22 protein-coding genes and 4 tRNA genes are annotated in these 23698 nt (G+C 67.7%); 13 read left to right on the top strand and 13 right to left on the bottom strand.

The features are described from left to right. Positions 1 to 5: 5 nt before the first annotated feature. A complete protein-coding gene (wecC, locus tag GV027_RS16395; RefSeq protein WP_159512490.1) occupies positions 6 to 1301 on the top strand; it encodes a UDP-N-acetyl-D-mannosamine dehydrogenase in 1296 nt (431 codons plus the stop codon). Here wecC and GV027_RS16390 read toward each other — a convergent pair. Next, on the bottom strand, positions 1298 to 2386 hold the full coding sequence (locus GV027_RS16390) for a M48 family metallopeptidase (RefSeq protein ID WP_159512489.1): 1089 nt from the start codon (positions 2384 to 2386) through the stop codon (positions 1298 to 1300). The genes wecC and GV027_RS16390 overlap by 4 nt on opposite strands. Before the next feature lie 92 nt (positions 2387 to 2478). Here GV027_RS16390 and GV027_RS16385 point away from each other — a divergent pair, with 92 nt between their 5' ends. Together GV027_RS16385 and GV027_RS16380 are read left to right on the top strand one after the other, a co-directional pair. Next, the gene (locus tag GV027_RS16385; RefSeq protein ID WP_159512488.1) at positions 2479 to 3279 is read left to right on the top strand and encodes a metallophosphoesterase family protein; all 801 of its coding nucleotides are present in this window, start codon (positions 2479 to 2481) and stop codon (positions 3277 to 3279) included. Between the two features lie 169 nt (positions 3280 to 3448). Next, the gene (locus GV027_RS16380) at positions 3449 to 3694 is read left to right on the top strand and encodes a hypothetical protein (protein ID WP_201302633.1); all 246 of its coding nucleotides are present in this window, start codon (positions 3449 to 3451) and stop codon (positions 3692 to 3694) included. Between the two features lie 443 nt (positions 3695 to 4137). Here GV027_RS16380 and GV027_RS16375 read toward each other — a convergent pair whose 3' ends face one another. Further along, positions 4138 to 4701: an FKBP-type peptidyl-prolyl cis-trans isomerase gene (locus tag GV027_RS16375; protein WP_159512487.1), complete on the bottom strand. Its 564-nt coding sequence runs from the start codon at positions 4699 to 4701 to the stop codon at positions 4138 to 4140. Positions 4702 to 4834: 133 nt separating this feature from the next. Further along, the gene (gene rpsU, locus GV027_RS16370) at positions 4835 to 5041 is read right to left on the bottom strand and encodes a 30S ribosomal protein S21 (RefSeq protein ID WP_031394635.1); all 207 of its coding nucleotides are present in this window, start codon (positions 5039 to 5041) and stop codon (positions 4835 to 4837) included. A gap of 186 nt (positions 5042 to 5227) precedes the next feature. Between rpsU and cysS the strand changes: the two genes are divergently transcribed. Both cysS and GV027_RS16360 read left to right on the top strand, forming a co-directional pair. Next, on the top strand, positions 5228 to 6694 hold the full coding sequence (cysS, locus tag GV027_RS16365) for a cysteine--tRNA ligase (RefSeq protein WP_159512486.1): 1467 nt from the start codon (positions 5228 to 5230) through the stop codon (positions 6692 to 6694). 61 nt (positions 6695 to 6755) lie between these two features. Beyond that, the gene (locus GV027_RS16360) at positions 6756 to 7694 is read left to right on the top strand and encodes a D-2-hydroxyacid dehydrogenase (protein ID WP_159512485.1); all 939 of its coding nucleotides are present in this window, start codon (positions 6756 to 6758) and stop codon (positions 7692 to 7694) included. Between the two features lie 37 nt (positions 7695 to 7731). Here GV027_RS16360 and GV027_RS21290 read toward each other — a convergent pair whose 3' ends face one another. Then, positions 7732 to 7887 carry a hypothetical protein gene (locus GV027_RS21290; protein ID WP_183936458.1) on the bottom strand — a complete coding sequence of 52 codons (156 nt, stop codon included), beginning with the start codon at positions 7885 to 7887 and terminating at the stop codon, positions 7732 to 7734. A gap of 208 nt (positions 7888 to 8095) precedes the next feature. Here GV027_RS21290 and GV027_RS16355 point away from each other — a divergent pair, with 208 nt between their 5' ends. The 6 genes from GV027_RS16355 to GV027_RS16330 all read left to right on the top strand — a co-directional run bounded on the left by GV027_RS16355 (position 8096) and on the right by GV027_RS16330 (position 13239). After that, positions 8096 to 9469 (top strand): class II 3-deoxy-7-phosphoheptulonate synthase, encoded by a 1374-nt coding sequence (locus GV027_RS16355; protein ID WP_031441317.1) that lies wholly within the window; start codon positions 8096 to 8098, stop codon positions 9467 to 9469. Positions 9470 to 9582: 113 nt separating this feature from the next. Further along, positions 9583 to 9657: transfer RNA gene (locus GV027_RS16350), tRNA-Glu, on the top strand. 163 nt (positions 9658 to 9820) lie between these two features. Beyond that, positions 9821 to 10396 (top strand): GNAT family N-acetyltransferase, encoded by a 576-nt coding sequence (locus GV027_RS16345; RefSeq protein ID WP_159512484.1) that lies wholly within the window; start codon positions 9821 to 9823, stop codon positions 10394 to 10396. Positions 10397 to 10582: 186 nt separating this feature from the next. Continuing rightward, entirely contained in the window at positions 10583 to 12130 is a 1548-nt protein-coding gene (locus tag GV027_RS16340; protein WP_236559265.1) for a PAS domain-containing sensor histidine kinase, read from the top strand. After that, positions 12123 to 12755 carry a response regulator transcription factor gene (locus tag GV027_RS16335; protein WP_159512483.1) on the top strand — a complete coding sequence of 211 codons (633 nt, stop codon included), beginning with the start codon at positions 12123 to 12125 and terminating at the stop codon, positions 12753 to 12755. The genes GV027_RS16340 and GV027_RS16335 overlap by 8 nt, the downstream gene beginning before the upstream one ends. Before the next feature lie 70 nt (positions 12756 to 12825). Continuing rightward, positions 12826 to 13239 (top strand): response regulator, encoded by a 414-nt coding sequence (locus tag GV027_RS16330; RefSeq protein WP_159512482.1) that lies wholly within the window; start codon positions 12826 to 12828, stop codon positions 13237 to 13239. A 23-nt stretch (positions 13240 to 13262) separates the two neighbouring features. On the opposite strand, the gene GV027_RS16325 is transcribed toward GV027_RS16330, so the two are convergent. The 6 genes from GV027_RS16325 to GV027_RS16300 all read right to left on the bottom strand — a co-directional run bounded on the left by GV027_RS16325 (position 13263) and on the right by GV027_RS16300 (position 18266). Further along, positions 13263 to 14309: an acetate/propionate family kinase gene (locus GV027_RS16325; protein WP_159512481.1), complete on the bottom strand. Its 1047-nt coding sequence runs from the start codon at positions 14307 to 14309 to the stop codon at positions 13263 to 13265. Continuing rightward, positions 14297 to 16693 carry a phosphoketolase family protein gene (locus tag GV027_RS16320; protein ID WP_443029544.1) on the bottom strand — a complete coding sequence of 799 codons (2397 nt, stop codon included), beginning with the start codon at positions 16691 to 16693 and terminating at the stop codon, positions 14297 to 14299. Before GV027_RS16320 ends, GV027_RS16325 begins: the two co-directional genes overlap by 13 nt. A 79-nt stretch (positions 16694 to 16772) precedes the next feature. Beyond that, positions 16773 to 17456, bottom strand: coding sequence for an NAD(P)H-dependent oxidoreductase (locus GV027_RS16315; protein WP_159512479.1), 684 nt, complete (start codon positions 17454 to 17456; stop codon positions 16773 to 16775). A gap of 284 nt (positions 17457 to 17740) precedes the next feature. After that, a tRNA-Pro gene (locus GV027_RS16310) sits at positions 17741 to 17817 on the bottom strand. A gap of 230 nt (positions 17818 to 18047) precedes the next feature. Next, positions 18048 to 18124: transfer RNA gene (locus GV027_RS16305), tRNA-Arg, on the bottom strand. Between the two features lie 65 nt (positions 18125 to 18189). Further along, positions 18190 to 18266 (bottom strand) — tRNA-Arg (locus tag GV027_RS16300). Positions 18267 to 18360: 94 nt separating this feature from the next. Between GV027_RS16300 and GV027_RS16295 the strand changes: the two genes are divergently transcribed. Beyond that, positions 18361 to 18876 (top strand): hypothetical protein, encoded by a 516-nt coding sequence (locus tag GV027_RS16295; RefSeq protein ID WP_159512478.1) that lies wholly within the window; start codon positions 18361 to 18363, stop codon positions 18874 to 18876. A gap of 16 nt (positions 18877 to 18892) precedes the next feature. Here the strand turns inward: GV027_RS16295 and GV027_RS16290 are convergent, their stop codons facing one another. Genes GV027_RS16290 through hemB form a run of 3 tightly spaced genes read right to left on the bottom strand, consistent with a single transcriptional unit; the run spans position 18893 to position 22629 of the window. Then, positions 18893 to 21106, bottom strand: a complete 2214-nt coding sequence (locus GV027_RS16290; protein WP_236559264.1) for a hypothetical protein — start codon at positions 21104 to 21106, stop codon at positions 18893 to 18895. After that, complete coding sequence (locus GV027_RS16285) at positions 21099 to 21644, bottom strand: GNAT family N-acetyltransferase (protein WP_159512477.1); 546 nt, start codon at positions 21642 to 21644, stop codon at positions 21099 to 21101. The genes GV027_RS16290 and GV027_RS16285 overlap by 8 nt, the downstream gene beginning before the upstream one ends. Beyond that, positions 21637 to 22629 (bottom strand): porphobilinogen synthase, encoded by a 993-nt coding sequence (gene hemB, locus GV027_RS16280; protein WP_031396015.1) that lies wholly within the window; start codon positions 22627 to 22629, stop codon positions 21637 to 21639. Before hemB ends, GV027_RS16285 begins: the two co-directional genes overlap by 8 nt. Before the next feature lie 118 nt (positions 22630 to 22747). Between hemB and GV027_RS16275 the strand changes: the two genes are divergently transcribed. After that, positions 22748 to 23695, top strand: a complete 948-nt coding sequence (locus GV027_RS16275; RefSeq protein WP_159512476.1) for a diacylglycerol/lipid kinase family protein — start codon at positions 22748 to 22750, stop codon at positions 23693 to 23695. Positions 23696 to 23698: the final 3 nt, after the last annotated feature.

The following is a 23698-nucleotide window of genomic DNA, read 5'->3' as shown; positions in this document are numbered from 1 at the left end:
CCGTCATGCTTTCCGATACTGAACTGAACGTCGTCGTCATGGGGCTGGGCTATATCGGCCTGCCCACCGCGGCGATCATCGCGCGGACCGGCGCGCGCGTGCTCGGCGTCGACGTCACCGAACGCGTCGTCGAGACGATCAATTCGGGGCGCGTGCATATCGAGGAGGTCGATCTCGACGGTCTGGTCTCGGGCGTGGTCGCGCGCGGTACGCTGCGCGCGGCGATGACGGTCGAGCCCGCCGACGTCTTCGTGATCGCGGTCCCGACGCCGTTCGACGCCGCGCATGCACCCGACATCAGCTATGTCCTGGGGGCCGCGACGACGATCGCGCCGGTGCTGAAGCCCGGCGATACCGTCATCCTCGAATCGACCTCGCCCGTCGGGACGACCGAGAAGGTCCGCGACCTGCTGGCGACCTTGCGCCCCGATCTGCGCGTGCCCGGGCGGACCCGGGACCAGGCCGATATCGCGATCGCCTATTGCCCCGAACGCGTGCTGCCGGGACGCATCCTGGTCGAGCTGATCGACAATGACCGCGTCATCGGCGGGATCACGCCGCGCTGTGCACGCAAGGCGCTGACCTTCTATCGCCGGTTCGTCCGCGGCGCGTGCGTCACCACCACCGCGCGCGCCGCGGAGATGACGAAGCTGACCGAGAATGCGTTTCGCGACGTCAACATCGCGTTCGCCAACGAGCTGTCGCTGATCGCCGACACGATGAACGTCGATGTCTGGGAGGTGATCCGGCTCGCCAATCGCCACCCGCGCGTCAACATCCTGCAGCCCGGGCCCGGCGTCGGCGGGCATTGCATCGCGGTAGACCCCTGGTTCCTCGTCCATGCCGCGCCCGACCAGACGCCGCTGATCCGCACCGCACGCGAGGTGAATGACGGCAAGACCGATCACGTCATCGCGCAGGTCGCCGCGATGATCGCGGCGGATCCGACCGCGCCGGTCGCGTGCCTGGGCCTCGCGTTCAAGGCCAATATCGACGATTTCCGCGAGAGCCCGGCGATGAAGGTCGCGCTGGCGGTGGCGAATCGCTTCGGGGATCGCGTCCGGATCGTCGAGCCCTATGCCAGCACGCTGCCACCGGGCTTTGCCGGCACCGGCGCGACCCTGATCGACGTCGACACCGCGATCGAGACCTGCCCGATCATGGTCGTGCTGGTCGATCACGACGTCTTCCGCTCGATCCCGCTCGAGGAGCGTGGCGAGAAGACGGTGCTCGATACGCGCGGGATCTGGCCCGACCAGCCGCGCGGCCCGGCGCAGCAGGCGGCGCGGACCGCGGGCTAGCGGAGCGGCTGGGTCCGCAGCGCGAGGACGTCGGCGGGCAGGATCGGCCGTTCGGGGCGGCGGGCAATGTCCTGGACGACGGCGTCGAGCGCGGTCGCCCGCGCTTTGGACGAGGCGTGGGTGCGGCTGCGGAACAGGCCGCCATCGATCGTGCCCCCCTTCTCGCGCCAGAATTGCGGGGCCGAGCGAGAATCATAGCCGGCATTGGCGAGCAGATAGACGCTGAGCCGATCCGCCTCGTCTTCGGTCTGGCGGATCAGCCGGCCGTTGCGGCCGAGCTCCGCCATCAGCCCGCGGCTGATCTTCGCCGCGTCGAGCCGGTCGCGGTGGCGCAGGATGTTGTGCGCCAGCTCGTGCGCGACGATCACCGCGATCTCCGCGTCGCTGTAACCTTCGAAATATTTCTCGCCGATCTGGACGACCGCGCCGTCCGCGCTCGCATCGAGACCGCTGCCGAGCAGGATCTCGAATCGCGAGCGGCACCCCACCACGGCCGGGATCGAGACCGTGACCGCGCGTCCGTCGCGCAGGACCGTCATCGCGATCGGTGCGCCGGGCGGCTGCGCTGCGATCAGGGCCTCAGCGGCGTCGCGGTCGGCGGGGGTTTCCGCGGCGTCGGCGGCACCGATCCCGGGTTGCCGCTTGCCCGCGAGCAGCTGGATCGAATCTCCCGACCGGACGCCGGCGCGCGCGGCCGGTCCGTCGGCGACCACCGCCTCGACCCCCAGCCGCGTTTCGAACCCGAACACGCCGATCGCATTCGGCCTGGCCTCCGCACTATATTGGTTGAGCGCATGGATCGGCATGCCGATCTGCGGCTGCAGGCGGTCGCACAGCGCGGGGTTGGCAGAGGTCAGCCGGTATCCGATCGTCGCCAGCCGCAGGTCCGCGGCGCGCAGTGCTTCGAAGAACGTCCGGGGCGGGGCCTCCGCGGGTGCTGCAGCCGGACCGGCGGTGGTGCCGGCGAGGGAGACGGAGACGGGCAGCGGCGGAACCGCGGAGGCCGCACCTGCGCTTAGCAGGACTGCGGGCAGGAGACGCATGACGATCGACATGCGGCCCTGATAGACGGCTTTCAGCCGCACGCCATCCACCCTCGCACAGGAGTCGACGAACCGCGCCGCGTTGCGACGGCGCGCCCGAGCCTCTATGTGCGGTGCCAACGGATATAGACTTTATGATTTCAAGATTCTTTCGGTCCAAGGCCCCGCGATCCGCGGGCCGCTCCTGCTCGATCCCCGACGGCCGACGCGTCTATGCGGTCGGCGACATCCATGGCTGTGCCGATCTGCTCGACGATCTGATCGCGCAGATCGACGCGGACGATGCGGCGCGCGGCGCGGCGGAGACGACGGTCATCTTCCTCGGCGATATCGTCGATCGGGGTCCGGGCTCGGCCGCGGTGATCGATCGGCTGATCGGCTATGCCGCGACCCGCGCCGACGTGCGCTTCCTGCAGGGCAATCACGAGGAGATCTTCCTCGGCGCGCTCGACGGCGAGCCCAAGGCGCTACGCCTCTTCTGCCGGATCGGCGGTCGCGAGACGGTGCTGAGCTATGGCATGGATGCGGCGGAATATGAGCGGCTCGATTACGAGGAGCTGGTGCAGCGTCTTGCGCAGCTCGTACCCGAGGCACATCGCGCGTTCCTGGCGGGCTTCGAGGATCTGATCACGATCGGCGACTATGCGTTCGTCCATGCGGGCGTCCGTCCGGGAACGCCGCTTGAGGACCAGCGCGGTTCGGATCTGCGCTGGATCCGCGACCCGTTTCTCGATCATCGCAGTCCGCTCGACAAGATGATCGTCCATGGCCACACGGTGATCGAAGAGGTCCAGACGATGGCGCATCGTATCGGCATAGATACGGGCGCCTATGCGACCGGTCGGCTGACTGCGCTGGGAATCGAGGGCGATCGCACATGGACGTTGCAGACCGCGCCGCGCCCCGGTTCGTCGGAAAATTCTCTCGAATCCTGAAAACTATGCCTTCTCGTCTTACTACAATAGGGTATACCCCCAGGGCGATCAGGGCATGTTGCCCGCTCGCAACAGTATGGAACTCTTCCGTACCGTTCCAGTTACCTCGGTTGCGCAAGGTCGGGTTTCGTGCCAGAGACTGACGCGACGAGCACAAAGGGAGTTCATCATGCGTCTTGGGAAGTATATCCTGACCGCAGCAGCAGCCACGATGGCAGTTGCTCCGGCCATGGCAGCGCCGGTTAATTCGGCAGCAAGCCTTTCGGTTGCGAAGTCGGCTCGCGCCGGTTCGGTTACCGCGAAGAAGAACAAGGTTGCAGGCGGCGGCATCATCGTTGCAGTCCTCGCAGCAGCAGCCGTTGTCGGCGGCATCGTTATCGTTGCCGATAACGACGACGACAGCGACAGCAACTAAGCCTAGGCTCAGTTCTGGAAAATAGCGGTCTTCGGGCCGCTATTTTTTTGTCTGCCGCAGATGGGTCCGGGGCGGATGCGGCGATGTTCCAGCGCCCCCTCCCCGCCGTGCACGGCTGCGCAAGCCACCGCGTGCCACCGGGATCGACGATAGATTGCGACGATCCGCGGGACTGAGGCCTGCACAGGAATTCCGGCAATCGAGCAAGATCCGCCATGCCGCCGTATTGCCGGATGGTGTTTGACCCCTGACGCGGCGCACCCACCCTTGGCCAAGGCAGGCGGGCGCGAGATAATCCAAGCGTCACCGGGCGCGTCGGCCGAACCCTGCATGATCCGCGTCACGCCGACATAACAAGGCCGCCCGCGACGATGAGTCACGGACGGCCCTGTATCATGATGCCGAGTCCGGCGGGTCGGGCGGCGCACCGCCCGACGAGGCGATCAGCGCGGCTGCGGTACCGCGCCGCCGGGCGCACCCTGCTGCATCTGCATCTGCTGCTGCGCCTGCATCTGCTGGACGACGCTTTGCGGCAGGAAGTCGAGCAGTTCGACGTCGAACACGAGCGTCGAGTTGGCCGGGATCGGTCCGCTCGCCTTGTCGCCATAGCCGAGCGAGGGCTTCAGCCAGAAGCGGTACTTGCCGCCCTTTGGCATCAGCTTGAGCGCTTCGGAGAAGCCGGGAACGACGCCGGTGACGGGCAGTGGCGTCGGCTGCTGCGACTTGTCGAAGGTGGTGCCGTTGAGGAGCTTGCCCTCGTAATTCACCAGCGCGACATCGGCATCGGTCGGCTTGGCGGCACCGGGCTTGCCCGGCGTCAGGATCTTGTATTGGAGGCCCGACGCGGTCGTGACGACGCCCTTGGCGCGCCCGTTGCGGGTCAGCGGATCGTCACCCTGGCGCGCGAGCGCGACGGCGCCGATCAGCGCGAGCGCGATGCCCAGCCACAGATAGATTAGATAGCTGCGCTTGGTCGGCTGCAGCGGAACGGCGGTGACGGTCGACATCGGACAAACCCCGGGTCATCTGGTCACGCCGGAGCGCCGCGCGTGCCGTAGAATTCGTAATCGGAGCCACGGTGACGCGGCCCCCAAAACCCTGGCTGCGCGTGCAGCCGAGGGTTCCTACTGCAGGCGAAGCTTAGCGTGCGCCGTCGCGCTCGGCGCGCTTGCGCTCGAGCTTGCGCGAACGACGGATCGCAGCCGCACGCTCGCGAGCGCGCTTTTCCGACGGCTTCTCGTAGTGGCGGCGCAACTTCATCTCGCGATACACGCCTTCACGCTGCAGCTTCTTCTTGAGCGCGCGAAGGGCCTGGTCGACGTTGTTGTCGCGGACGATGATTTGCATAAACCCGTTAAGCTCCGGTCGAATAGATACGAATGGATAGTGCCGTCGCGAACAAGTCCGCGCCGCATGAACGGGAGCCCCTAACAGCGTGTGCCGGCTGTTTCAAGCCAAACCCGCCCTATCCGTGTCGGGATTGACGTCGGGCACCGGTTTACGCGCCGGCTAAGCGAGCGCTAAGAGCCGCGCATGACCACGCACGCCCTGACCCTGTATAACAGCCTGACGCGCCGGCTCGAGCCGTTTGCGCCGATCGATCCCGCCAATGTCGGGCTCTATTCCTGCGGACCGACCGTCTACAATTATGCGCATATCGGCAATTTGCGCGCCTATGTCTTCACCGACACGCTGTCGCGGACGCTGACGTGGAAGGGCTTTGGCCTCACGCACATCGTCAACATTACCGATGTCGGCCACCTGACGTCGGATGCCGACGCGGGCGACGACAAGATGGAGGCCGCCGCGCGCACCAGCGGGCAGGATATCTGGGCGATCGCAAGACATTACACCGAAGCCTTCAAACGCAACCTCATCGACCTCCACATCCGCACGCCGACCCGCTTCCCGCTCGCGACCGACCATATCGCGGAGATGATCGCCTTTGCCGAGGCCATCGCGCCGGAGCATTGCTACCTGCTCGAGGACGGGCTGTATTTCGATACCAGCACGGTCCCGGATTATGGCCGGCTCGCCCGGTCGAACGACGATGCCGGAGAGAGCCGGATCGATCCGGTCGCGGGCAAGCGCCACCCGCAGGATTTCGCGATCTGGCGGACATCGGCCCCGGGCGAGATGCGCCAGATGGAATGGGACTCGCCCTGGGGACGCGGTGCACCCGGCTGGCATCTCGAATGCTCGGTGATGAGCCAGAAATATCTGGGGCCGCAGTTCGACATCCACACCGGCGGGATCGACCACCGCGAGATCCACCACCCGAACGAGATTGCGCAGAATCAGGCGCGTTGCGGGTGTGCGGACACCGGGGCGAACCTCTGGATGCACAACAACTTTCTTGTCGAACGCTCGGGAAAGATGTCGAAATCCGGCGGCGAGTTCACGACGCTCCAGACGCTTATCGATCGCGGTTTCCACCCGCTCGCCTATCGGCTGATGTGCCTGCAGGCGCAGTATCGCAGCGAGCTGGAATTCTCCTGGGACAATCTGGCGGCGGCGACGACGCGGCTGAAGCGGCTTGCACTCACCGTGCAGGCGTTGCGCGACCGGGCGGCCCCAGGCAATTCGGCGAGCGATCCCGCCAAGCCCGCGACCGACGCCGTCCGCGCGCTGCTCGCCGGCTACCGCGACCGACTCGACATCGCGGTCTGCGACGACCTTGCAACGCCGCGTGCCTTGCCGGTCCTCGACGAACTGCTCGCGGACAAGCGACTGTCGCCCGCCGACCGACTCGCCGCGCTGGCCGATTTCGATGCGGTGCTGGGACTCGATCTCGCAGCCCTGCGCCGCGAGGATCTGCGCGTCCGTCCGGCCTCGGCCACGCTCGACGCCGCAGCCGTCGACGAACGCCTTGCCGAGCGCCGCGCCGCGCGCGCCGCGAAGGACTTCCCGCGGTCCGATGCTATCCGCGACGACCTCGCCAGCGCCGGGGTCGACGTGATGGACGGCGATCCGCTTGGCTGGGACTGGCGGATCGGCTGATCAGCGGCGGAGACGACTCCGCGCTTTGGCGTCGCACCCGAAGCGCGGTACAGAGGCGGGGATGAAAGCCGTCCTCCCCGCCGCCGCCCGCCCGCTGCTCGAACCGCATCTGCCGTCCGATCTCGACGTCGAATGGTTTGCAACACCAAGCGAGGCGAATGCGGCGATCGCCGATGCGGACATCGCCTGGGTCGACATGCAGCCGACTCACCTGGTGGCGGACGCGATTCGCGCCGCCGGGCCGCAGCTGAAATGGGTGTCGACCATCTATGCGGGACTCGACGCCTTCCCTCTTGCATGGCTGCACGACCGGGGCGTGATCCTGACCAACGGCGCGGGCATCAACGCCGTCGCGGTCGCGGAATATGCGGTGATGGGGATACTCGTCGCCGCCAAGCGCCTCGACACCGTCCTCCGCGCGCAGGCCGAACATGTCTGGCTGAAGGACGCGCCGGGCAAGATCGAGCTTGCCGACACGCGCGCGCTGGTCATCGGCTATGGCACGATCGGCGCGATGATCGGCGATCGGCTCGCGGCCTTCGGCATCGACGTCACCGGCGTGACCCGGACCGGGCGCGACGCGACGCTCACGCCCGATGCCTGGCGCGACCGTCTCGGGGAGTTCGACTGGGTGGTGCTTGCCGCGCCCTCGACCGATGCGACCAAGACGCTGATCGGTCGCAGCGAGCTTGCCGCGATGAAGCACAGCGCATGGCTGATCAACATCGCGCGTGGCGACATGATCGATGACGAGGCGTTGCTCGCCGCCTTGCGTTCGGGACAGATTGGCGGGGCGTTCCTTGATCCGACGCACCCCGAACCGTTGCCCGCCGATCACCCCTTATGGTCCGCGCCGAACACGATCCTGACGATGCATCTGTCAGGCCGCAGCCAGACGAGGATGTTCCAGCGCGGGGCGGCGCTGTTCCTCGACAATCTGGAGGCGTACCGCGCGGGGTCCGCGATGCGGAACGTCGCCGATCTCGGCGCGGGCTATTGAACGAGACCGTCGGTGGCGGGCACCGGCGGTCGCACGATCAGCTGCGCGCGGTGCCGTTGTTCGGGCTATTATAGTCCTTGATCCCGCGACGGCGGCGCTTGTCGCGACGGCGGCGCTTCATCGTCATGATCAGGACGGGCACGCCGATCGCGACACCGACGCCAACGATCGAAAATGCAATGATAATTCGCAAGGGAAGATCCATCGTCGCCCTGTGCCAAACCTGCCCGACATTGAGAAGCGCTTTCTATACAATCTCGGGCAACCCCTGACCGACCGGATCGCTGCGATCAGCCAAGCCCTGGATCCGGTACTCGTCCGCCTGCAAGCTTTACTTGATTGCGCCAAAAGCCGATTCGGCGCATGGCCGCGCCTCGAATTCACCAATCGGACGAACAATTATGGCCGCGAACTGGGCCCCCGACAGCTGGACCACGCACGAAGCCCGCCAGCTCCCCTCGTATCCCGACGCCGGCGCGCTCGACGCCGCGACCGCACAGCTTGCGACGTTTCCGCCGCTCGTCTTCGCGGGCGAGGCGCGCAACCTGACCGCGAGTCTCGCCGAGGTTGCGGCGGGCAAGGCGTTCCTGCTCCAGGGCGGCGACTGCGCCGAGAGCTTTGCCGAGCACAGCGCGAACAACATTCGCGATACCTTCCGCGTCATCCTGCAGATGGCGGTCGTGCTGACCTTCGCCTCCAAGCTGCCGGTCGTGAAGCTCGGCCGCATGGCGGGGCAGTTCGCCAAGCCGCGCTCGGCCAATACCGAGACGATCGGCGGCGTCGAGCTGCCGAGCTATCGCGGCGACAACGTCAACGACATCGCCTTCACGGCCGAGTCGCGGGCCCCCGATCCGCAGCGGATGATCCGCGCCTATTCGCAGTCAGCGGCGACGCTCAACCTGCTCCGCGCCTTCGCGCAGGGCGGGTATGCCAACCTGCATCAGGTGCATCGCTGGACGCACGACTTCATGGGCCGCAGCCCCTGGTCGAAGAAATATGCCGAGACCGCGGACCGGATCGGCGAGGCGCTCGAGTTCATGGCGGCCTGCGGGATCGATCCCGAAACCGTGCCGCAGCTCGCCCAGACCAATTTCTACACCAGCCACGAAGCGTTGCTGCTGCAATATGAGCAGGCGCTGACCCGGCAGGATTCGCTGACCGGCGACTGGTACGACACGAGCGCGCATTTCCTGTGGATCGGCGACCGGACGCGATTCGAGGGGTCGAGCCATGTTGAATATCTGCGCGGTATCGGCAATCCGATCGGCATCAAATGCGGTCCGAGCCTCGAGCCGGATGCGTTGCTGCGGATGCTCGACACGCTCAATCCCGCGCGCATTCCCGGCCGGATGACGCTGATCACGCGCTATGGCTATGATTCGATCGAGGCCGCGCTGCCCAAGCTTGTCCGTGCGGTGACCCGCGCGGGGCATCCCGTCGTCTGGTCGTGCGACCCGATGCACGGGAACGTCGTCAAGGCCGCCAATGGCTACAAGACCCGCCCGTTCGAGCGCATCCTTGCCGAGGTCCGCGGCTTCTTCGCGGTGCACCGCGCCGAAGGCACGCATGCCGGCGGCATCCATATCGAGATGACCGGGCAGAACGTCACCGAATGCACCGGCGGCGCGGTCGACGTCACCGAACAGAGCCTGGCGGACCGGTATCACACGCATTGCGATCCGCGCCTGAACGCCAGCCAAAGCCTTGAGATGGCGTTTCTTCTGGCCGAAATGCTCAACGCCGAAATGGCCGAGCGCAAGAAGGTCGCTGCCTGACGACGACGACCGTCAAGGCGATCCGGCGGCAAAACGTGCACCTCGCGCGATTTTGCCGCCGCACCGCCTTGACGCCCGCGCCCCGCTTCCGTAGGAGCGCGGCTTGACTACACGGCCCCTTCGTCTAGCGGTTAGGACGACGCCCTCTCACGGCGTAAGCACGAGTTCGATTCTCGTAGGGGTCACCAAGTCTACCCATCCTGACATCGCTGGAACGTAGTACACTGCGGCATTCGTATGCGCGGCGACCGTGTCGCTACGTGTTTCCCGACGGTGCAGTGACGGGCGAGCGGGCGCTACCCGGGGCCGTCCTCATTTTCGAGGGCGCGCACCCCGTGGAAGGATGCCAGCATGGCCGATGCCGCCCGCAACACCGATTCGCCAGATACCCTCCCCGCGCCGGCCCCCGACTGGAGCGCGGATCTGACGACCCGGACCGGCTACGCGTTTCACGTCCGCCCGATCACGCCGGACGACGAGGCGGCGCTGGCTGACTTCTTCACGCATGTCGGCAAGGAGGATCTGCGCTTCCGCTTCCTCAGCGCGATCGACCATGTCGGGCACGAGCAACTGCTCGCGCTGCTGCGCGTCGATCACGAGCATAGCGAGCATTTCCTCGCCTGCGAGATCGGCAGCGGCCGGATCCTCGCGACCGCGATGCTGGTCGGTGATGACGACGGCCTGCGCGCGGAGGTCGCGGTCGCGATCCGCAGCGATTTCAAGCGGCGCGGGATCAGCTGGGTCCTGCTCGATCACGTCGCGATGTTCGCGCGCGCCAAGGGCCTCCGCACGCTCGAATCGATCGAGAGCCGCGACAATCACCAGGCGATCGACATGGAGCGCGAGCGCGGGTGGACCGCCTCCCCCTGCCCTGGCGATCCCTCCGCGATGATCGTGCGACTGACGGTGGCATCGCCGCCCGCCTGACCCGTTCTGGTCACAGCGGCATGCGAACGGCTGGCGGTGGCCGGTGCGGCGGTTCTGGTCTATCATGCAGGCCGGCCCGTACCGGCGACCAGGATCTTGGCCATCGGCGTATCGGACCCGACCGCCGGACAAGGCCCAGAGCCCGATGAACCGCACGCGCCTAGTCCAATTAGTCGCCCCGCCCGCATGATCGTGCATCCGTCCGACATGGGCGACGCGGCTGCCGGACGTCCCGCCGTGCTGGCGGAGGAACTCGGCCTGCTGATCGACGCGGCGACGACCTATGCGATCTACATGCTCGACCCGCAGGGGCGGGTGACGATCTGGAACCGGGGCGCCGAGCGGATCAAGGGATGGACCGAGGCCGAGATCATCGGCCGCGATGCCGCGATCTTCTACCCGGCCGAAGACGTCGCGGCGGGCAAGCCGCGCGCCGATCTCGAGCGCGCGCATGCCGGTGGCCGGATCGAGGAGGAAAGCTGGCGGGTCCGCAAGGACGGATCGGAATTTCTCGCGAGCGTGACGATCACCGCGCTGCATGACGACGCGGGCGCGCTGCGCGGCTTTGGCAAGGTGATCCGCGACATCACCGACGAGAAGGCGGCGGAGGCCGCGATCCTGCGCCGCGAACATCATCTCCGCTCGATCCTGAACACCGTCCCCGATGCGATGATCGTGATGAACGAATACGGCGTCATCGTATCGTTCAGCGCCGCCGCCGCGCTCGTCTTCGGCTATGAGACGGACGAGGTGATCGGTCGCAACGTCGCGATGCTGATGCCGCCCGCGAATGCCGCTGCGCATGACGCGCATCTGCACACCTACCGGCGGACCGGGGTGCGGCACGTCATCGGCAATGTCCGGCTCGAACACGCGCTGCGCAAGAATGGCGAGGTCTTTCCGATCGAGCTCGCGGTCGGCGAGGCGTCGATCGCGGGCGAGCGGATCTTCACCGGCTTCATCCGCGACATCAGCCAGCGCCAGGCGACCGAGCGCCGGCTGAAGGATCTGCAGGCCGAGCTGGTCCACGTCTCGCGGGTCAGCGCGATGGGCACGATGGCATCGACGCTCGCGCATGAGATCAACCAGCCGCTGACCGCGATCGCCAACTATCTGGAGGCGACGCGGGACATGATCGGCGACGCGCCGTCCCCGCTGCTGGCGGAGATCGCCGAGGCGCTCGAGCTGGCGGCGGCGCAGTCGCTGCGCGCCGGCACGATCGTCCGGCGGCTGCGCGCGTTCGTCGAGGGCGGCGACACCGCGCTTCGCGTCGAACCACTCGCCGCGCTTGTCGAGGAGGCGATCAGCCTGGGGCTGCTCGGCGCGCACGAGGCGGGGATCACGGTCACCACCGATATCCGCCAGGGCGCCGATCTGGTGCGGGTCGACCGCATCCAGATCCAGCAGGTCCTGGTCAATCTGATCCGCAACGCCATCCAGTCAATGGCCTGCGCGCCCGACAAGCGACTGACGATCGCGACGCTGGCGGATCGCGACGGCTGGGTGCGGATCAGCGTGGCCGATACCGGTGCGGGCATCGATCCGGCGATCCGCGAGCGCCTGTTCGACGCGTTCTCGACGACCAAGAGCGACGGCATGGGCCTTGGCCTGTCGATCTGTCGGACGATCGTCGAGGCGCATGGTGGCCGGATCTGGGTCGAACCGACATGCCCCGCCGGTACCGCCTTCCACTTCACGATACCGCTCGCCACACAGGATGTTGTCGATGGATGAGACCAGCCGCGTCGTGCACGTCGTCGACGACGATCCCGCGATCCGCCAGTCGGTCGGCTTCCTGCTGCGCAAGGCGGGCTATGCGGTCGAGACGCATGTGTCGGGCACGCATTTCCTCAAGCACGTCACGCGCGAGGCGCGTGGCTGTGTCCTGCTCGACGTGCGGATGCCCGATATCGACGGGCTCGAGGTCCAGGCGACGCTGGCGCAGCGCGGCATCGCCCTGCCCGTGATCATGCTGACCGGGCACGGCGACGTCGCGCTCGCGGTGCGTGCGATCAAGGCGGGGGCGATCGAGTTTCTGGAAAAGCCGTTCGAGCGCGCGACGCTGCTCGCGGCGATCGAGACCGCGCTCGCCAAGGCCGCACGGATCGGCCGCGACCAGCTCGCCGCGGCCGAGGCCAGCGTCCTGCTCGCGGCGCTGACCCCGCGCGAGCGCGACGTGCTCGACGGGATGGTCCTGGGCCGGCCGAACAAGCTGATCGCGTTCGATCTCGACATCGCGACGCGGACGGTCGAGGTCCACCGCGCCAATCTGATGGAAAAGCTGATGGCGCGCAGCCTGTCGGACGTGCTGCGCATCGCCTTTGCCGCGGGCCTGGGCGCACCTGTCGACCCCGCCTGAGCGCCCCCCGTGTTTTACGTACAGACCGGGTCCGCGGGTCCTGTCATCGAAGGTCCGACAAGGATCGACGATGACCCCACCGGCCCCGTTTCTGCCTACCAGCCCGGGCATCTCGCTGGTCGACGGCAATTCCGCGCGACGCCGTGCGCGGCAGATCCTGCTGCTGTCCGAACGCTATCGGGTACGGTCCTATGCAAGCTGTACGGCTTTGGTGTCCGATCCGGCATCGCGCGAGCATGCGTGCATCATCCTCGACCTCTCCGATCCCCGGCTCGCGGGGCAGGATGACGACGCCATGGCGGCGCTTGCCGCGATGCGGGGCCTGGGCTGGGCTGGGCGGGCGATCCTGCTCGACGGGCGGGCACCGTCGCCGGAGCTGCTCGCCGCGGCGGCCCGTCAGGGTGACCGGATCCTCGACCGCGCGACCACCGACGGTGCGCTGCTCGCGGCGATCGCGGCCGCCATGCTGACGCTCGCCGGGTAAGGACGCCGCGCGGACCGATGGGGTCAGCGTGAGGGTCGGACGCCCCCCACTTGGCTGAGCCGGGCGGCATGACGGGCGATCTCGTCATCCTCGCGCGAGGCGACGATCCGCATCTCCAAGCCCGGTACCCATGCCAGGCCGGTACCGATCGCCTGTTGGGTCGCGCGGTCATGTTCGCCGATCCCGCCGGTCAGCACGAGCAGGTCGAGCCCCCCGAGCGTCGCAGCCATCGCCGCGATCTGCTTGCAGACCGATCGCTCGAACATCCGGATCGCGAGGTCGGCATCGGGGTTGTTCCCGGCCGCCGCGCGCAACACGCGCATGTCCCCCGACAGTCCCGAGATCCCCGCCATTCCCGATACGTGATCGATCATCGTCGCCAGCGCCGCGGCGTCGAGCCCGGTCTCGCGCAGCAGGTACAGCAGGATGCCGGGGTCGATATCCCCCGTCCGCGTCGCCATCGTCACGCCGCCCGACGGCGTCAGCCCCATGCTGGTATCGACCGATCGCCCGTCGCGCACCGCGGTGACGCTCGCCCCATTGCCGAGATGCGCGATGACGAGGCGCGACGGGACGCCGTCGCCGAGCTGCGCCAGGATCGATTCGCACGACAGGCCGTGAAAGCCGTACCGCCGCACCCCGCTCGCGCGGTATCGGCGCGGTATCGGCAGGACCTGCGCGACGTCTGGCAGATCGGCATGGAAGGCGGTGTCGAAACAGGCGACCTGCGGCAGCCCGGGATAGCGCGCGCGTGCAGCCGCGATCAGCGCAAGCGCCGCCGGACCGTGCAGCGGCGCGAACGCACAGGCCGCGACCAGATCCGCGGTCACGGCATCGTCGATCAGGCAATGCGCGGTACGATGCAGGCCGCCATGGACGATCCGGTGGCCGATCGCGGTCGGCGCCGGGCTGTCCCGCAACGCGGCGTCGAGCGCGTCCAGGACCGAAACGTGACCGTCGGCGGTCTCGATCGTCCCGCCGATCAGTAACGCAGGCTCCGGGTCGACGGCGTAGAGCCCGTATTTCAACGTCGACGACCCGCTGTTCAGCGCGAGGATCAGCGCGCCCATTGCCAGTCGCGCACCTCCGGCAGATCGTCGCCCTGTTCGGCGATGTAGAGCTTGTGCCGTTCCATCGTCGTCCAGTAGCGCGCGGTCTCGCGCGGGACGCGGTCGCGGAACCGCGGGATCCGCTCGATCGCGTCGAGCGCGAGCCGGTACCGGTCGAGATCGTTCAGCACGACCATGTCGAACGGCGTCGTCGTCGTGCCCATTTCCTTGTAGCCGCGGACATGGATGTTGGCGTGGTTGGCGCGGCGGTAGGTCAGCTTGTGGATCATCGCCGGGTAGCCGTGGAACGCGAAGATCACCGGTGTGTCGCGCGTAAACAGCGCGTCGAATTCGCGCTCGTCGAGCCCGTGCGTATGTTCGGATCGCGGCTGCAGCACCATGAGGTCGACGACATTGACCACCCGGATCCGGATGTCGGGGACATAGGCACGCAGCAGCGTGACCGCAGCCAGCGTCTCGAGCGTCGGGACGTCGCCCGCGCACGCCATCACCACATCGGGCTCCGCATCGTCGCCAGCCCAGTCCCAGATGCCGGCGCCCGCGGTGCAGTGCCGCACCGCCGCGTCGATCCCCAGCCACTGCCATTCGGGCTGCTTCCCCGCGACGATGACGTTCACATAGCCGCGGCTGCGCAGGCAATGGTCGCCGACCGACAACAGGCAATTGGCGTCGGGGGGCAGATAGATCCGCGTGACCTCCGCGGTCTTGTTGGCGACGTGATCGATGAACCCCGGATCCTGATGCGACAGGCCGTTGTGATCCTGTCGCCAGACATGTGACGTCAGCAGATAGTTGAGCGACGCGATCGGCCGCCGCCACGGGATGCCGCGCGTCACCTTCAACCATTTGGCATGCTGGTTGACCATCGAATCGACGATGTGGACGAACGCCTCGTAACAGGAAAACAGCCCGTGGCGTCCGGTAAGCAGATAGCCCTCGAGCCAGCCCTGGCACAGATGCTCACTCAGCACCTCCATCACGCGGCCGTCGGACGTCAGGTGCTCGTCGACCGCCTCGACCTCGGCCATCCAGACCTTGCCCGACACGTCATAGACATCGGCGAGACGGTTCGACGCGGTCTCGTCGGGCCCGAACAGGCGGAAGTTCACGTTCGGCATGTTGAGCTTCATCACGTCGCGCAGATAGCGACCGAAAACCCGCGTCGCCTCGGCCATGACCGTGCCCGGCGCGGCGACCGGCACGGCATGCGCGCGGAAGTCGGGCAGCGACAGCGCCACCATCGTCTCGCCGCCATTGGCATGCGGGTTCGACCCCATCCGCCGATGCCCGGTCGGGGCGAGCGAGGCGTAGATGTCGAGGAACTTGCCTGTCGCATCGAACAGCTCCTCGGGGCGGTAGCTGCGCATCCACTCTTCGAGCAGCCGCAGATGCTCGGGGTCCTTGAAGTCGGCGATCGGGACCTGATGCGCGCGCCACGTGCCTTCGACCGGCTTGCCGTCGACGGTCTTCGGGCCGGTCCATCCCTTGGGCGTGCGGAACACGATCATCGGCCAGCGCGGGCGTTCGGGCGTCGCGCCGGGGATGCGTGCTTCGGCCTGGATCGCCTGGATCTTCGCCAGCGCGGTGTCGAGTGCGGCGGCGAGCTGCTGGTGGACCAGCGCGGGGTCGCTGCCGCCGACATAGAGCGGCTCATGCCCATAGCCGCGCAGCAGCGCGTCGAGCTCGTCCTCGTCGATCCGCGCAAGGATCGTGGGGTTGGCGATCTTGAACCCGTTGAGGTGCAGGATCGGCAGCACTGCGCCGTCGCGCGCGGGGTTGAGGAACTTGTTCGAATGCCAGCTCGCCGCCAGCGCCCCCGTCTCCGCCTCGCCGTCGCCGATCACGCAGGCGACCAGCAGGTCCGGATTGTCGAACGCCGCGCCGTAAGCATGCGCCAGCGAATAGCCGAGCTCGCCGCCCTCGTGGATCGACCCCGGCGTCTCGGGCGCGACGTGGCTGGGGATGCCGCCCGGCCAGGAGAATTGCCGGAACAGCCGGTGCATCCCCGACCGGCTGCGCTCGATCGCGGGATAGCGCTCGGTATAGGAGCCCTCGAGATAGGTGTGGGCGACCAGCCCCGGCCCGCCATGCCCCGGCCCGATGATGTTGATCATGTCGAGATCGTGCGCGACGATCAGCCGGTTGAGGTGGACGTAGAGGAAGTTGAGGCCCGGCGTCGTGCCCCAGTGGCCGAGCAGCCGCGGCTTGACGTCGGCGATCGTCAGCGGGCGTTCGAGCAGCGCGTTGTCGCGCAGATAGATCTGGCCGACCGACAGATAATTGGCGGCGCGCCAATAGGCGTCCATCCGCTGCAGCTCATCGGGCGACAACGGATCGGGGCGCGTCACGGCATGCGGCGGTGCCTTGTGGGCCAAGCCGGTCAAGAGTGCGGCGCCCATGGACGAGCGGCGGGGATCGCGTGCAGGGTGGGATGCATGTCGATAGTCCTTTGATGGGGCCGCATCAGCCGGCCAGCCGGCTGGTCAGCGAAGGGTCGCGCAGCAGCGCTTCGTCGCCGAACGCCAGTTGCGCGCAGGTGCGGTTTGCCTGCGCGGTGACGGCGTTGAGATGCTGGCCGGCGACCTGCGGATCGAGATGGCTGGTGATATTGGCGAATCGGCGCTGTTCCTGCGACCGCATGCCGAAGGCGTGGACCAGATACTGGTCGACCATGGTCGTCAGCCCCGCCCCTAGCCCCTGATCGTCGAGCCAGACCCGGCTGCCCGCCGCGGTCGTGAAGGTCAGCAGCCGCTTGCCGCCGAGCAGCAGGCTGCGCGCACGCTGCTGGACCGCGACAGGCTCGATCCCTGCACCAAACACGCGCTCGATATAGCCCTTCATCATCGCCGGCGGGGATCCGAACCAGAGCGGGTAGACGAGGACGAACACGTCGCAGCCCGCGATCGCCGCGCGTTCGTCCTGCACGTCCTGCGCGAGGACCGCCGCATCCCGCGTCGGCAATTCCGCCGGTTTGAGCACCGGATCGAAGCCCAGCGCATAGAGGTCGCGCAGTACGACGTGCTGGCCGTTCGCGCGCACTGCATCGGCATAGCGGTGCGCGATCGCGTGGTTGAAGCTCGCAGGGTCCGGATGGCACAGGATCACGGCATGCCGAGGCTGGGCCGCACCGGGCTCGTCATCCATCATCGCGCCGACTCCATCCTGCGCCGACCCTCATCCGATCGCGCGCCGCGCCGGAGACGGTCAGGGAGTCGAGGAGTACGGGATCGCCCCGTGCGATCTCAGCCTCGGAAACTACGCACTAGGCAGCGCGCTGTAAGCCTGCGCGCCCCGTTGGCCCGGAGGGGGCCAGGTCAAAATGCCGCTCGAGCGCGGACACGACGCGACCAAGACCTTGTTGGCCTCAACGGCTTTGATGTTGCTAAATAGCGGCCTGCCGCCTGGGCGTGCCATGATCATGCGGTGCATGATGGTCGGGAAGAGAGGATTCGAACCTCCGGCCCCTGCCTCCCGAAGACAGTGCTCTACCAGGCTGAGCTACTCCCCGACGGAGTCCGATCGTTACGCCCTTGGGGGACCGACCGGTGACTGGAGGGGCGCCTATACCCAGCACTTCGCGGCTGTGCAAGCGGCCGCGGCAAGAAGTTTTTGGGGGATGTCGAAAAGCACGGGGGCATCACGTGATGCGACGGGACAGTTGCGTCGCGACGTCAATGCATTGCGGATGAGATGGGAGATAACCGCGTCCGGCGTCGTGCCGCGGCAGGTTGTGGACGATGGTGCACCCAGAGCGATTCGAACGCCCGACCCTCAGATTCGTAGTCTGATGCTCTATCCAGCTGAGCTATGGGTGCATCGCCATGCCGTTTACGGCCGGCCCGTGTCTGGCCGTCTGGCCCCGCCGCGAGGCAGGAAATCCTGGTGCACCCAGAGCGATTCGAACGCCCGACCCTCAGATTCGTAGTCTGATGCTCTATCCAGCTGAGCTATGGGTGCACTGGAGGGGCGCTGATAGCAGGCATTTTTCGCGGCGCAAGGGTGTTGCGCGATAAAGTTGTGTACGCCGCGCCGGCGGCATAGAGCGGCGGGCATGAAACAGCCTTCCCGCCCCGCGCTGATCGCCCTTCTTCTCGCACCCGCTTTGGCGGTCGGCGCCTGCAGCAAGGATACCGCCAGCTATCCTTCGCTCGGGATCCGCCCGACCGAATCGATCGGCTTTGGCGAACCCGCGGGCAAGCCGGTGGTGGTCCAGCCCGATCCGACGCTCGACACCGACATTGCAGCGTTCCGGACGCAGCTCGACCGGATCAGGACGGGCTTTGCGAAGGATGCGGCTAGCACCCAGGCCGCCGCCCGTGCCGCACGCGGCGGTGCGGTCGGTAGCGAGCCGTGGCTGACGGCCCAGACCGCGCTGGCCGGTCTCGACGACTGGCGGGCGCAGACGTCGCTGCTGGTCACCGATATCGAGCGTCGCGCGACCGATCGCGCGGCGACGCTCGCGCCGGCCTATCCCGCGCTCGATGCGGTGCGCGATGCGGCGCAGGCCGAAGCCGAGAAGCAGGGAACGACGATCGCGCAGATCCAGGCGAGCCTCCCCGCCGCCTGACGCCGCCCCCCTCAGCCTACCAGAGCCCCTTGAGCAGCGGCAGGATCGTCGAATAATCGTCGGTCCAGGCAGCCATGCCATCGCGTGCGACGATCGGCTCCCAGCCCGAATTGCGTTGCCGGAGCAGCGCGATCGCCCGCGGGTCGCGCGACAGCGCGATCCAGTCCGATGGCGAGGGATGATCGGCGTCGAGCGGCGAGGGACGATAGAGCAGGTGGACGGCGTGCCACCCCGCCTCGCGCGCGGCGGCTGCGACCACGGGTTCGAGGTCGATATAGCGGTTCGAGATATGGACGAGCAGCAGCCCGTTGCGCGACACCACGCGGCCATAGGTCGCGAACGCCTCGCGCGTCATCAGGTGCATCGGCACCGTATCCGACGAGAAGGCGTCGAGCGCGAGCAGGTCGAGGCTCGCGGTCCGCTCCCCCGCCAGCGCGATCCGCGCGTCGCCGATCCGGATCACCGGATCGGGCAGGCAGCGCGACAGATAGCTGAACTGGCCGGTATCGCGCGCGATCCGCACGACCGCCGGATCGATCTCGTAGAAACGCCACTGCTCGCCCGGACGCGCGTAGCAGGACAAGGTGCCCGTCCCCAGCCCGACGACACCGACCCGCGCCGCCGGGCCATAGAGCGGGCCGAGCGCCAGCATCGCCTGCCCCACGCCTGATCCGGCGACATAATAGGTGGTCGGCGTCCGCTCGCGCGCGGGCGAACCGCGCAGCTGGATGCCGTGGACGGTGGTGCCGTGATCGAGTTCGCGGACCCCCTCGCCGTCACGCACCGTGTAGACCCCGAAATAGCTGCGCTCGCGCGCACCCCGCTCGGCGCTGAGTTCCAGCGCACGATAGCCCCCGAACATCACCAGCGTGCTGGCGAGCACGACGACATAGGGCAGCCGTGCGCCAAGCGTGGCGAGGCCGATCGCGGCGACGATCAGGAAGGCCGCACCCTGATGCTGGTCGCCCAATATGCCGTCGGGGTTGCTGATCCTGAGCCCGGCCGCCACCGCCATGACAAGGATGATGGCCGCGAGCCCGAGATGGCGCCGTACCGCCGGCCCCGACCAGACCGCGCGAAACGTCGCCATCAGGTACATCTGCGGCACGAGCACGCCGGCTGCCAGGATCAGCAGCGGATATTCATAGGTCCAGTCGAAGATCACAGGTGCCAGCAACGCCGCGAACACCCCGCCCAGCACGCCGCCGACCGACATTGCGAGATAGAAGCCCGTCAGCCGGTCGGGGGCCGGACGCCGGCGATACATGGCGGTGTGGAGCGCGACCGACACCATGAACAGCAGGGTCAGCGCGATCGTCGCGCTGAACACAGGCTTGTCGTTGAACCCGCCCATGATCACCCCGCCGAACAGCAGGATCGTCACCGGCGCGATCCGGGTCAGCAGATCGGCGAGCGTGCGGTCCTGCGCGAAGGCGATGGTGAAGCTGAGCAGATAGAGCCCGAGCGGCAGCACCCAGAGCAGCGGCATCGCGACGATGTCGGTGGTGATATAGGTCGAGGTGGCGAGCATCAGCCCCGACGGCACCAGCGCGAGCGCGATCCAGTGGAGGATCCGCGCCGCGCCCGGCGCCGGGCTGGTCGCGGCGATATGCTCGGCCGACGCGGTGCGCGGCAGCCGCGTCGCGCAGAGCGCCACAAGCAGGACGAGCACCGCGTACCCTGCGGTCCACAACAGGCTCTGGCCGTGGATCGCCAGCAACGGCTCGACGACCAGCGGATAGGCGATCAGCCCCGCGAAGCTGCCGAGATTGGACGCGGCATAGAGCGCATAGGGATCCGCGCCGCCGCTCGACGCGCTGAACCAGCGCTGGATCAGCGGCGCCTGTGCCGAGACCGCGAAGAACAGCGGCCCGATCGACAGGCCGAGCAGCCAGGGCACCCACACCGCAGGCTGCGCATCGGCGGGCAGATCGAGCGCGAACAGCCCGATCGGCAGCCACAAAGCCGCGACCGCGAGCACGCCGAGATGGATGACCGCCTGCGCGCGCGGCTTCACCCGTCCGAGCCAGTGCGCATAGGCATAGCCGCCGAGCAGCAGCGCCTGATAGACGAGCATCGCCGAGTTCCACACGGCAGGCGCGCCGCCGAGCCGCGGCAACGCCATGCGCGCGACCATCGGCTGGACGAGGAACAGCAGGAACGACCCTGCCAGGATCGTCGCGACGAACAGGGCGCGGCACCACCGTGCCATCGGGGAAGGATCAGACATTGGTGGGGCGATGGATCCGATAGAGGACGTGCCGGCGCAGCGGGTCGGTGGCGGCGAGATCGGGATGGTCGAAATCGCCGTCCTCGACATGGGTCATGCCCAGCCGCTCCATCAGCGCGCGGCTGCGCATGTTCGCGGGAACCGTGATGGCAACGATATGCGCGACGGGCAGATTGGCCCAGCCCCAGGCGAGGCTCGCCGCCGCGGCTTCGGACGCATAGCCCTGCCCCCAGGCATGACGCGCGAGACGCCAGCCGATCTCGATCGCGCCGTCGATCGGCGGCTTGCCCGGCACGAGACCGCAAAAGCCGAGAAACGCGGCATCCGCCTTGCGTTCGATCGCCCAGAAGCAATGTCCCGATGCACGTTGCCGATCGACCATCCGGCCGACCGCCGCCTGCGTCTCGGCAAGCGTCGCCGGCGGCCCGAGAAAGCGCATCACATCGGGGTCACGCCCCATCGCCGCAAACGGCTCGACGTCCGCGTCCCGCCACGCGCGCAGGATGAGACGCTCGGTCTCGAGCCTGAACTCATCCATTCAGGAGCCGGGCCGCGTGCGCCGCATGATAGGTCAGCACGCCCGAACAGCCCGCGCGCTTGAACGCCATCAGCGTCTCGAGCACCAGCGCGTCGCGGTCGCCCGCGCCCGCTGCGGCCGACGCCTCGATCATCGCATATTCGCCCGACACCTGATAGGCGAAGACCGGCACCTCGAACGCCTGACGGACGCGAACGATGATGTCGAGATAGGGCAGGCCCGGCTTGACCATCACCGTGTCCGCGCCCTCTGCGAGATCCATCGCGACCTCGCGCAGCGCCTCCTCGGCATTGGCGTTGTCCATCTGGTACGTCTTCTTGTCGCCCTTCAGCAGCCCGCGGCTGCCGACCGCATCGCGGAACGGGCCGTAAAAGGCGCTCGCATATTTGGCGGCATAGGACATGATCTGGACGTTGTGATGCGACTCCGCCTCGAGCGCGGTGCGGATCATGCCGATCCGGCCGTCCATCATGTCGCTGGGCGCGATGATGTCCGCGCCCGCCGCCGCCTGGTTCAGCGCCTGCGCGACGAGCATCTCCGCGGTGGTGTCGTTGACGACATAGCCCGCGGCGTCGACCAGCCCGTCATGGCCGTGGCTGGTATAGGGATCGAGCGCGACGTCGGTCAGCACGCCGACCTCGGGCACCGCATCCTTGAGCGCACGGATCGCCTGGCACATCAGATTGTCGGGGTTGAGCGCCTCGCGACCATCCTCGGTGCGACGCTCGGGCTGGGTGTAGGGAAACAGCGCGATGCACGGGATGCCGAGGTCACGCGCCTCGCGACCGCGCGCGACGATCTGGTCGACCGACCAGCGCGAAACGCCGGGCAGGCTGGCGATCGGTTGCTCGACGCCCTCCCCCTCGACGACGAACAGCGGCCAGATCAGATCGGCCGGCGTGAGGACGGTCTCGGCATGGAGCCGGCGGCTCCAGTCGGACGAGCGGGTGCGGCGCAGGCGCAGCGCGGGATAGCTTGCGGACATGGCGCGGCTTTTGCGGGATGGACGCCGCGCAGGCAAGCGTTACGGTCGGCGCGAACGAAACCGATCGCTGCCGATTCGGCCTCGGGGACGCATTTCCCTTTCGCGCGTTGGGCCTCGCATGACCGCCACCACGACAGACACGACCCAGGCCCCTGATACCGGACCGGCGCGCGACCGGCCGATCCGCTCCGCCGCGCTTGTGGTGAACGCGAAGTCGCGCAAGGGACAGGCGCTGTTCAAGCGCGCCTGTGCGGCGATGTCGGGGCTTCCCTATGAGGTCGACGCGCATGCGGTCGAGAACCCCGAGGATCTCGAGCCCACCGTCCGCCGTGCGCTCGCCGCCAAGCCCGATCTGCTGATCCTGGGTGGCGGCGACGGCACGATCAGCGGGCTGGTCGACCTGATGGTCGGGCACGACGTCATCCTCGGCGTGCTCCCGCTCGGGACCGCGAACAGCTTTGCGCGGACGCTGGGCATTCCGCTGACGATCGAGGGCGCGGTCGAGGTCATCCGGACGGGTGCCCCGCGACGAATCGACCTCGGCATGATCGACGGCGATTATTTCGCCAATTGCGCGGCAATGGGGATCAGCCCGAAGATCGCCGAGACCGTCCCGCATGGCCTCAAGAAGGTACTCGGCCGGGTCGGCTATCTCGGCTGGGCAGCGTATCAGTTCATGCGCTTCCGCCCGTTCACGCTGATCGTCGGCGAGGGCCCGGACGCGGTGCGGATGCGCGTCGTCGAGGTGCGTATCTCGAACGGCCCCTATCATGGCGGGACCGAGCTGGTCGACGCGGCGGCGGTCGATTCGGGTGAGATCGTCGTGCAGGCGGTGATGGGCAAGATGAAGCGGCGGCTGGTCCAGAACTGGGTCGCCAGCGTCTTCCGTCACGAATCGCGCCACGAGGAGGTCCGCGACTTCCGCGGCAAGAGCATGCGCGTCGACACGATCCCCAAGCTGCCGATCTCGATCGATGGCGAGGTGCTCGCCAAGACCCCGGTGACGGCCAGGATCGCCGCCGGGATCATTCAGGTCATGGCCCCGGTGACGCCGCCCCAAACCTAGGGC

The organism is Sphingomonas sp. T1, from assembly GCF_902506585.1.
Lineage (GTDB): Bacteria > Pseudomonadota > Alphaproteobacteria > Sphingomonadales > Sphingomonadaceae > Sphingomonas > Sphingomonas aerolata.
Note: the sequence above shows the minus strand (reverse complement) of the source record. Positions and strands in the feature narration are given on the sequence as shown.

What these genes read in the sequence shown, in the direction of transcription:
- GV027_RS16380 (WP_201302633.1), top strand. Translation starts at nt 3,449, where the DNA reads ATGCGTCTTGGGAAGTATATCCTGACCGCAGCAGCAGCCACGATGGCA.
- GV027_RS16330 (WP_159512482.1), top strand. Translation starts at nt 12,826, where the DNA reads ATGACCCCACCGGCCCCGTTTCTGCCTACCAGCCCGGGCATCTCGCTG.
- GV027_RS16385 (WP_159512488.1), top strand. Translation starts at nt 2,479, where the DNA reads ATGATTTCAAGATTCTTTCGGTCCAAGGCCCCGCGATCCGCGGGCCGC.
- GV027_RS16335 (WP_159512483.1), top strand. Translation starts at nt 12,123, where the DNA reads ATGGATGAGACCAGCCGCGTCGTGCACGTCGTCGACGACGATCCCGCG.
- cysS (WP_159512486.1), top strand. Translation starts at nt 5,228, where the DNA reads ATGACCACGCACGCCCTGACCCTGTATAACAGCCTGACGCGCCGGCTC.
- GV027_RS16285 (WP_159512477.1), bottom strand. Translation starts at nt 21,644, where the DNA reads ATGGATGAGTTCAGGCTCGAGACCGAGCGTCTCATCCTGCGCGCGTGG.
- GV027_RS16375 (WP_159512487.1), bottom strand. Translation starts at nt 4,701, where the DNA reads ATGTCGACCGTCACCGCCGTTCCGCTGCAGCCGACCAAGCGCAGCTAT.
- GV027_RS16315 (WP_159512479.1), bottom strand. Translation starts at nt 17,456, where the DNA reads ATGATGGATGACGAGCCCGGTGCGGCCCAGCCTCGGCATGCCGTGATC.
- GV027_RS16355 (WP_031441317.1), top strand. Translation starts at nt 8,096, where the DNA reads ATGGCCGCGAACTGGGCCCCCGACAGCTGGACCACGCACGAAGCCCGC.
- wecC (WP_159512490.1), top strand. Translation starts at nt 6, where the DNA reads ATGCTTTCCGATACTGAACTGAACGTCGTCGTCATGGGGCTGGGCTAT.
- rpsU (WP_031394635.1), bottom strand. Translation starts at nt 5,041, where the DNA reads ATGCAAATCATCGTCCGCGACAACAACGTCGACCAGGCCCTTCGCGCG.
- GV027_RS16325 (WP_159512481.1), bottom strand. Translation starts at nt 14,309, where the DNA reads ATGGGCGCGCTGATCCTCGCGCTGAACAGCGGGTCGTCGACGTTGAAA.
- GV027_RS16275 (WP_159512476.1), top strand. Translation starts at nt 22,748, where the DNA reads ATGACCGCCACCACGACAGACACGACCCAGGCCCCTGATACCGGACCG.
- GV027_RS16340 (WP_236559265.1), top strand. Translation starts at nt 10,583, where the DNA reads ATGATCGTGCATCCGTCCGACATGGGCGACGCGGCTGCCGGACGTCCC.
- GV027_RS16360 (WP_159512485.1), top strand. Translation starts at nt 6,756, where the DNA reads ATGAAAGCCGTCCTCCCCGCCGCCGCCCGCCCGCTGCTCGAACCGCAT.
- GV027_RS16345 (WP_159512484.1), top strand. Translation starts at nt 9,821, where the DNA reads ATGGCCGATGCCGCCCGCAACACCGATTCGCCAGATACCCTCCCCGCG.
- GV027_RS16295 (WP_159512478.1), top strand. Translation starts at nt 18,361, where the DNA reads ATGAAACAGCCTTCCCGCCCCGCGCTGATCGCCCTTCTTCTCGCACCC.
- hemB (WP_031396015.1), bottom strand. Translation starts at nt 22,629, where the DNA reads ATGTCCGCAAGCTATCCCGCGCTGCGCCTGCGCCGCACCCGCTCGTCC.
- GV027_RS16290 (WP_236559264.1), bottom strand. Translation starts at nt 21,106, where the DNA reads ATGTCTGATCCTTCCCCGATGGCACGGTGGTGCCGCGCCCTGTTCGTC.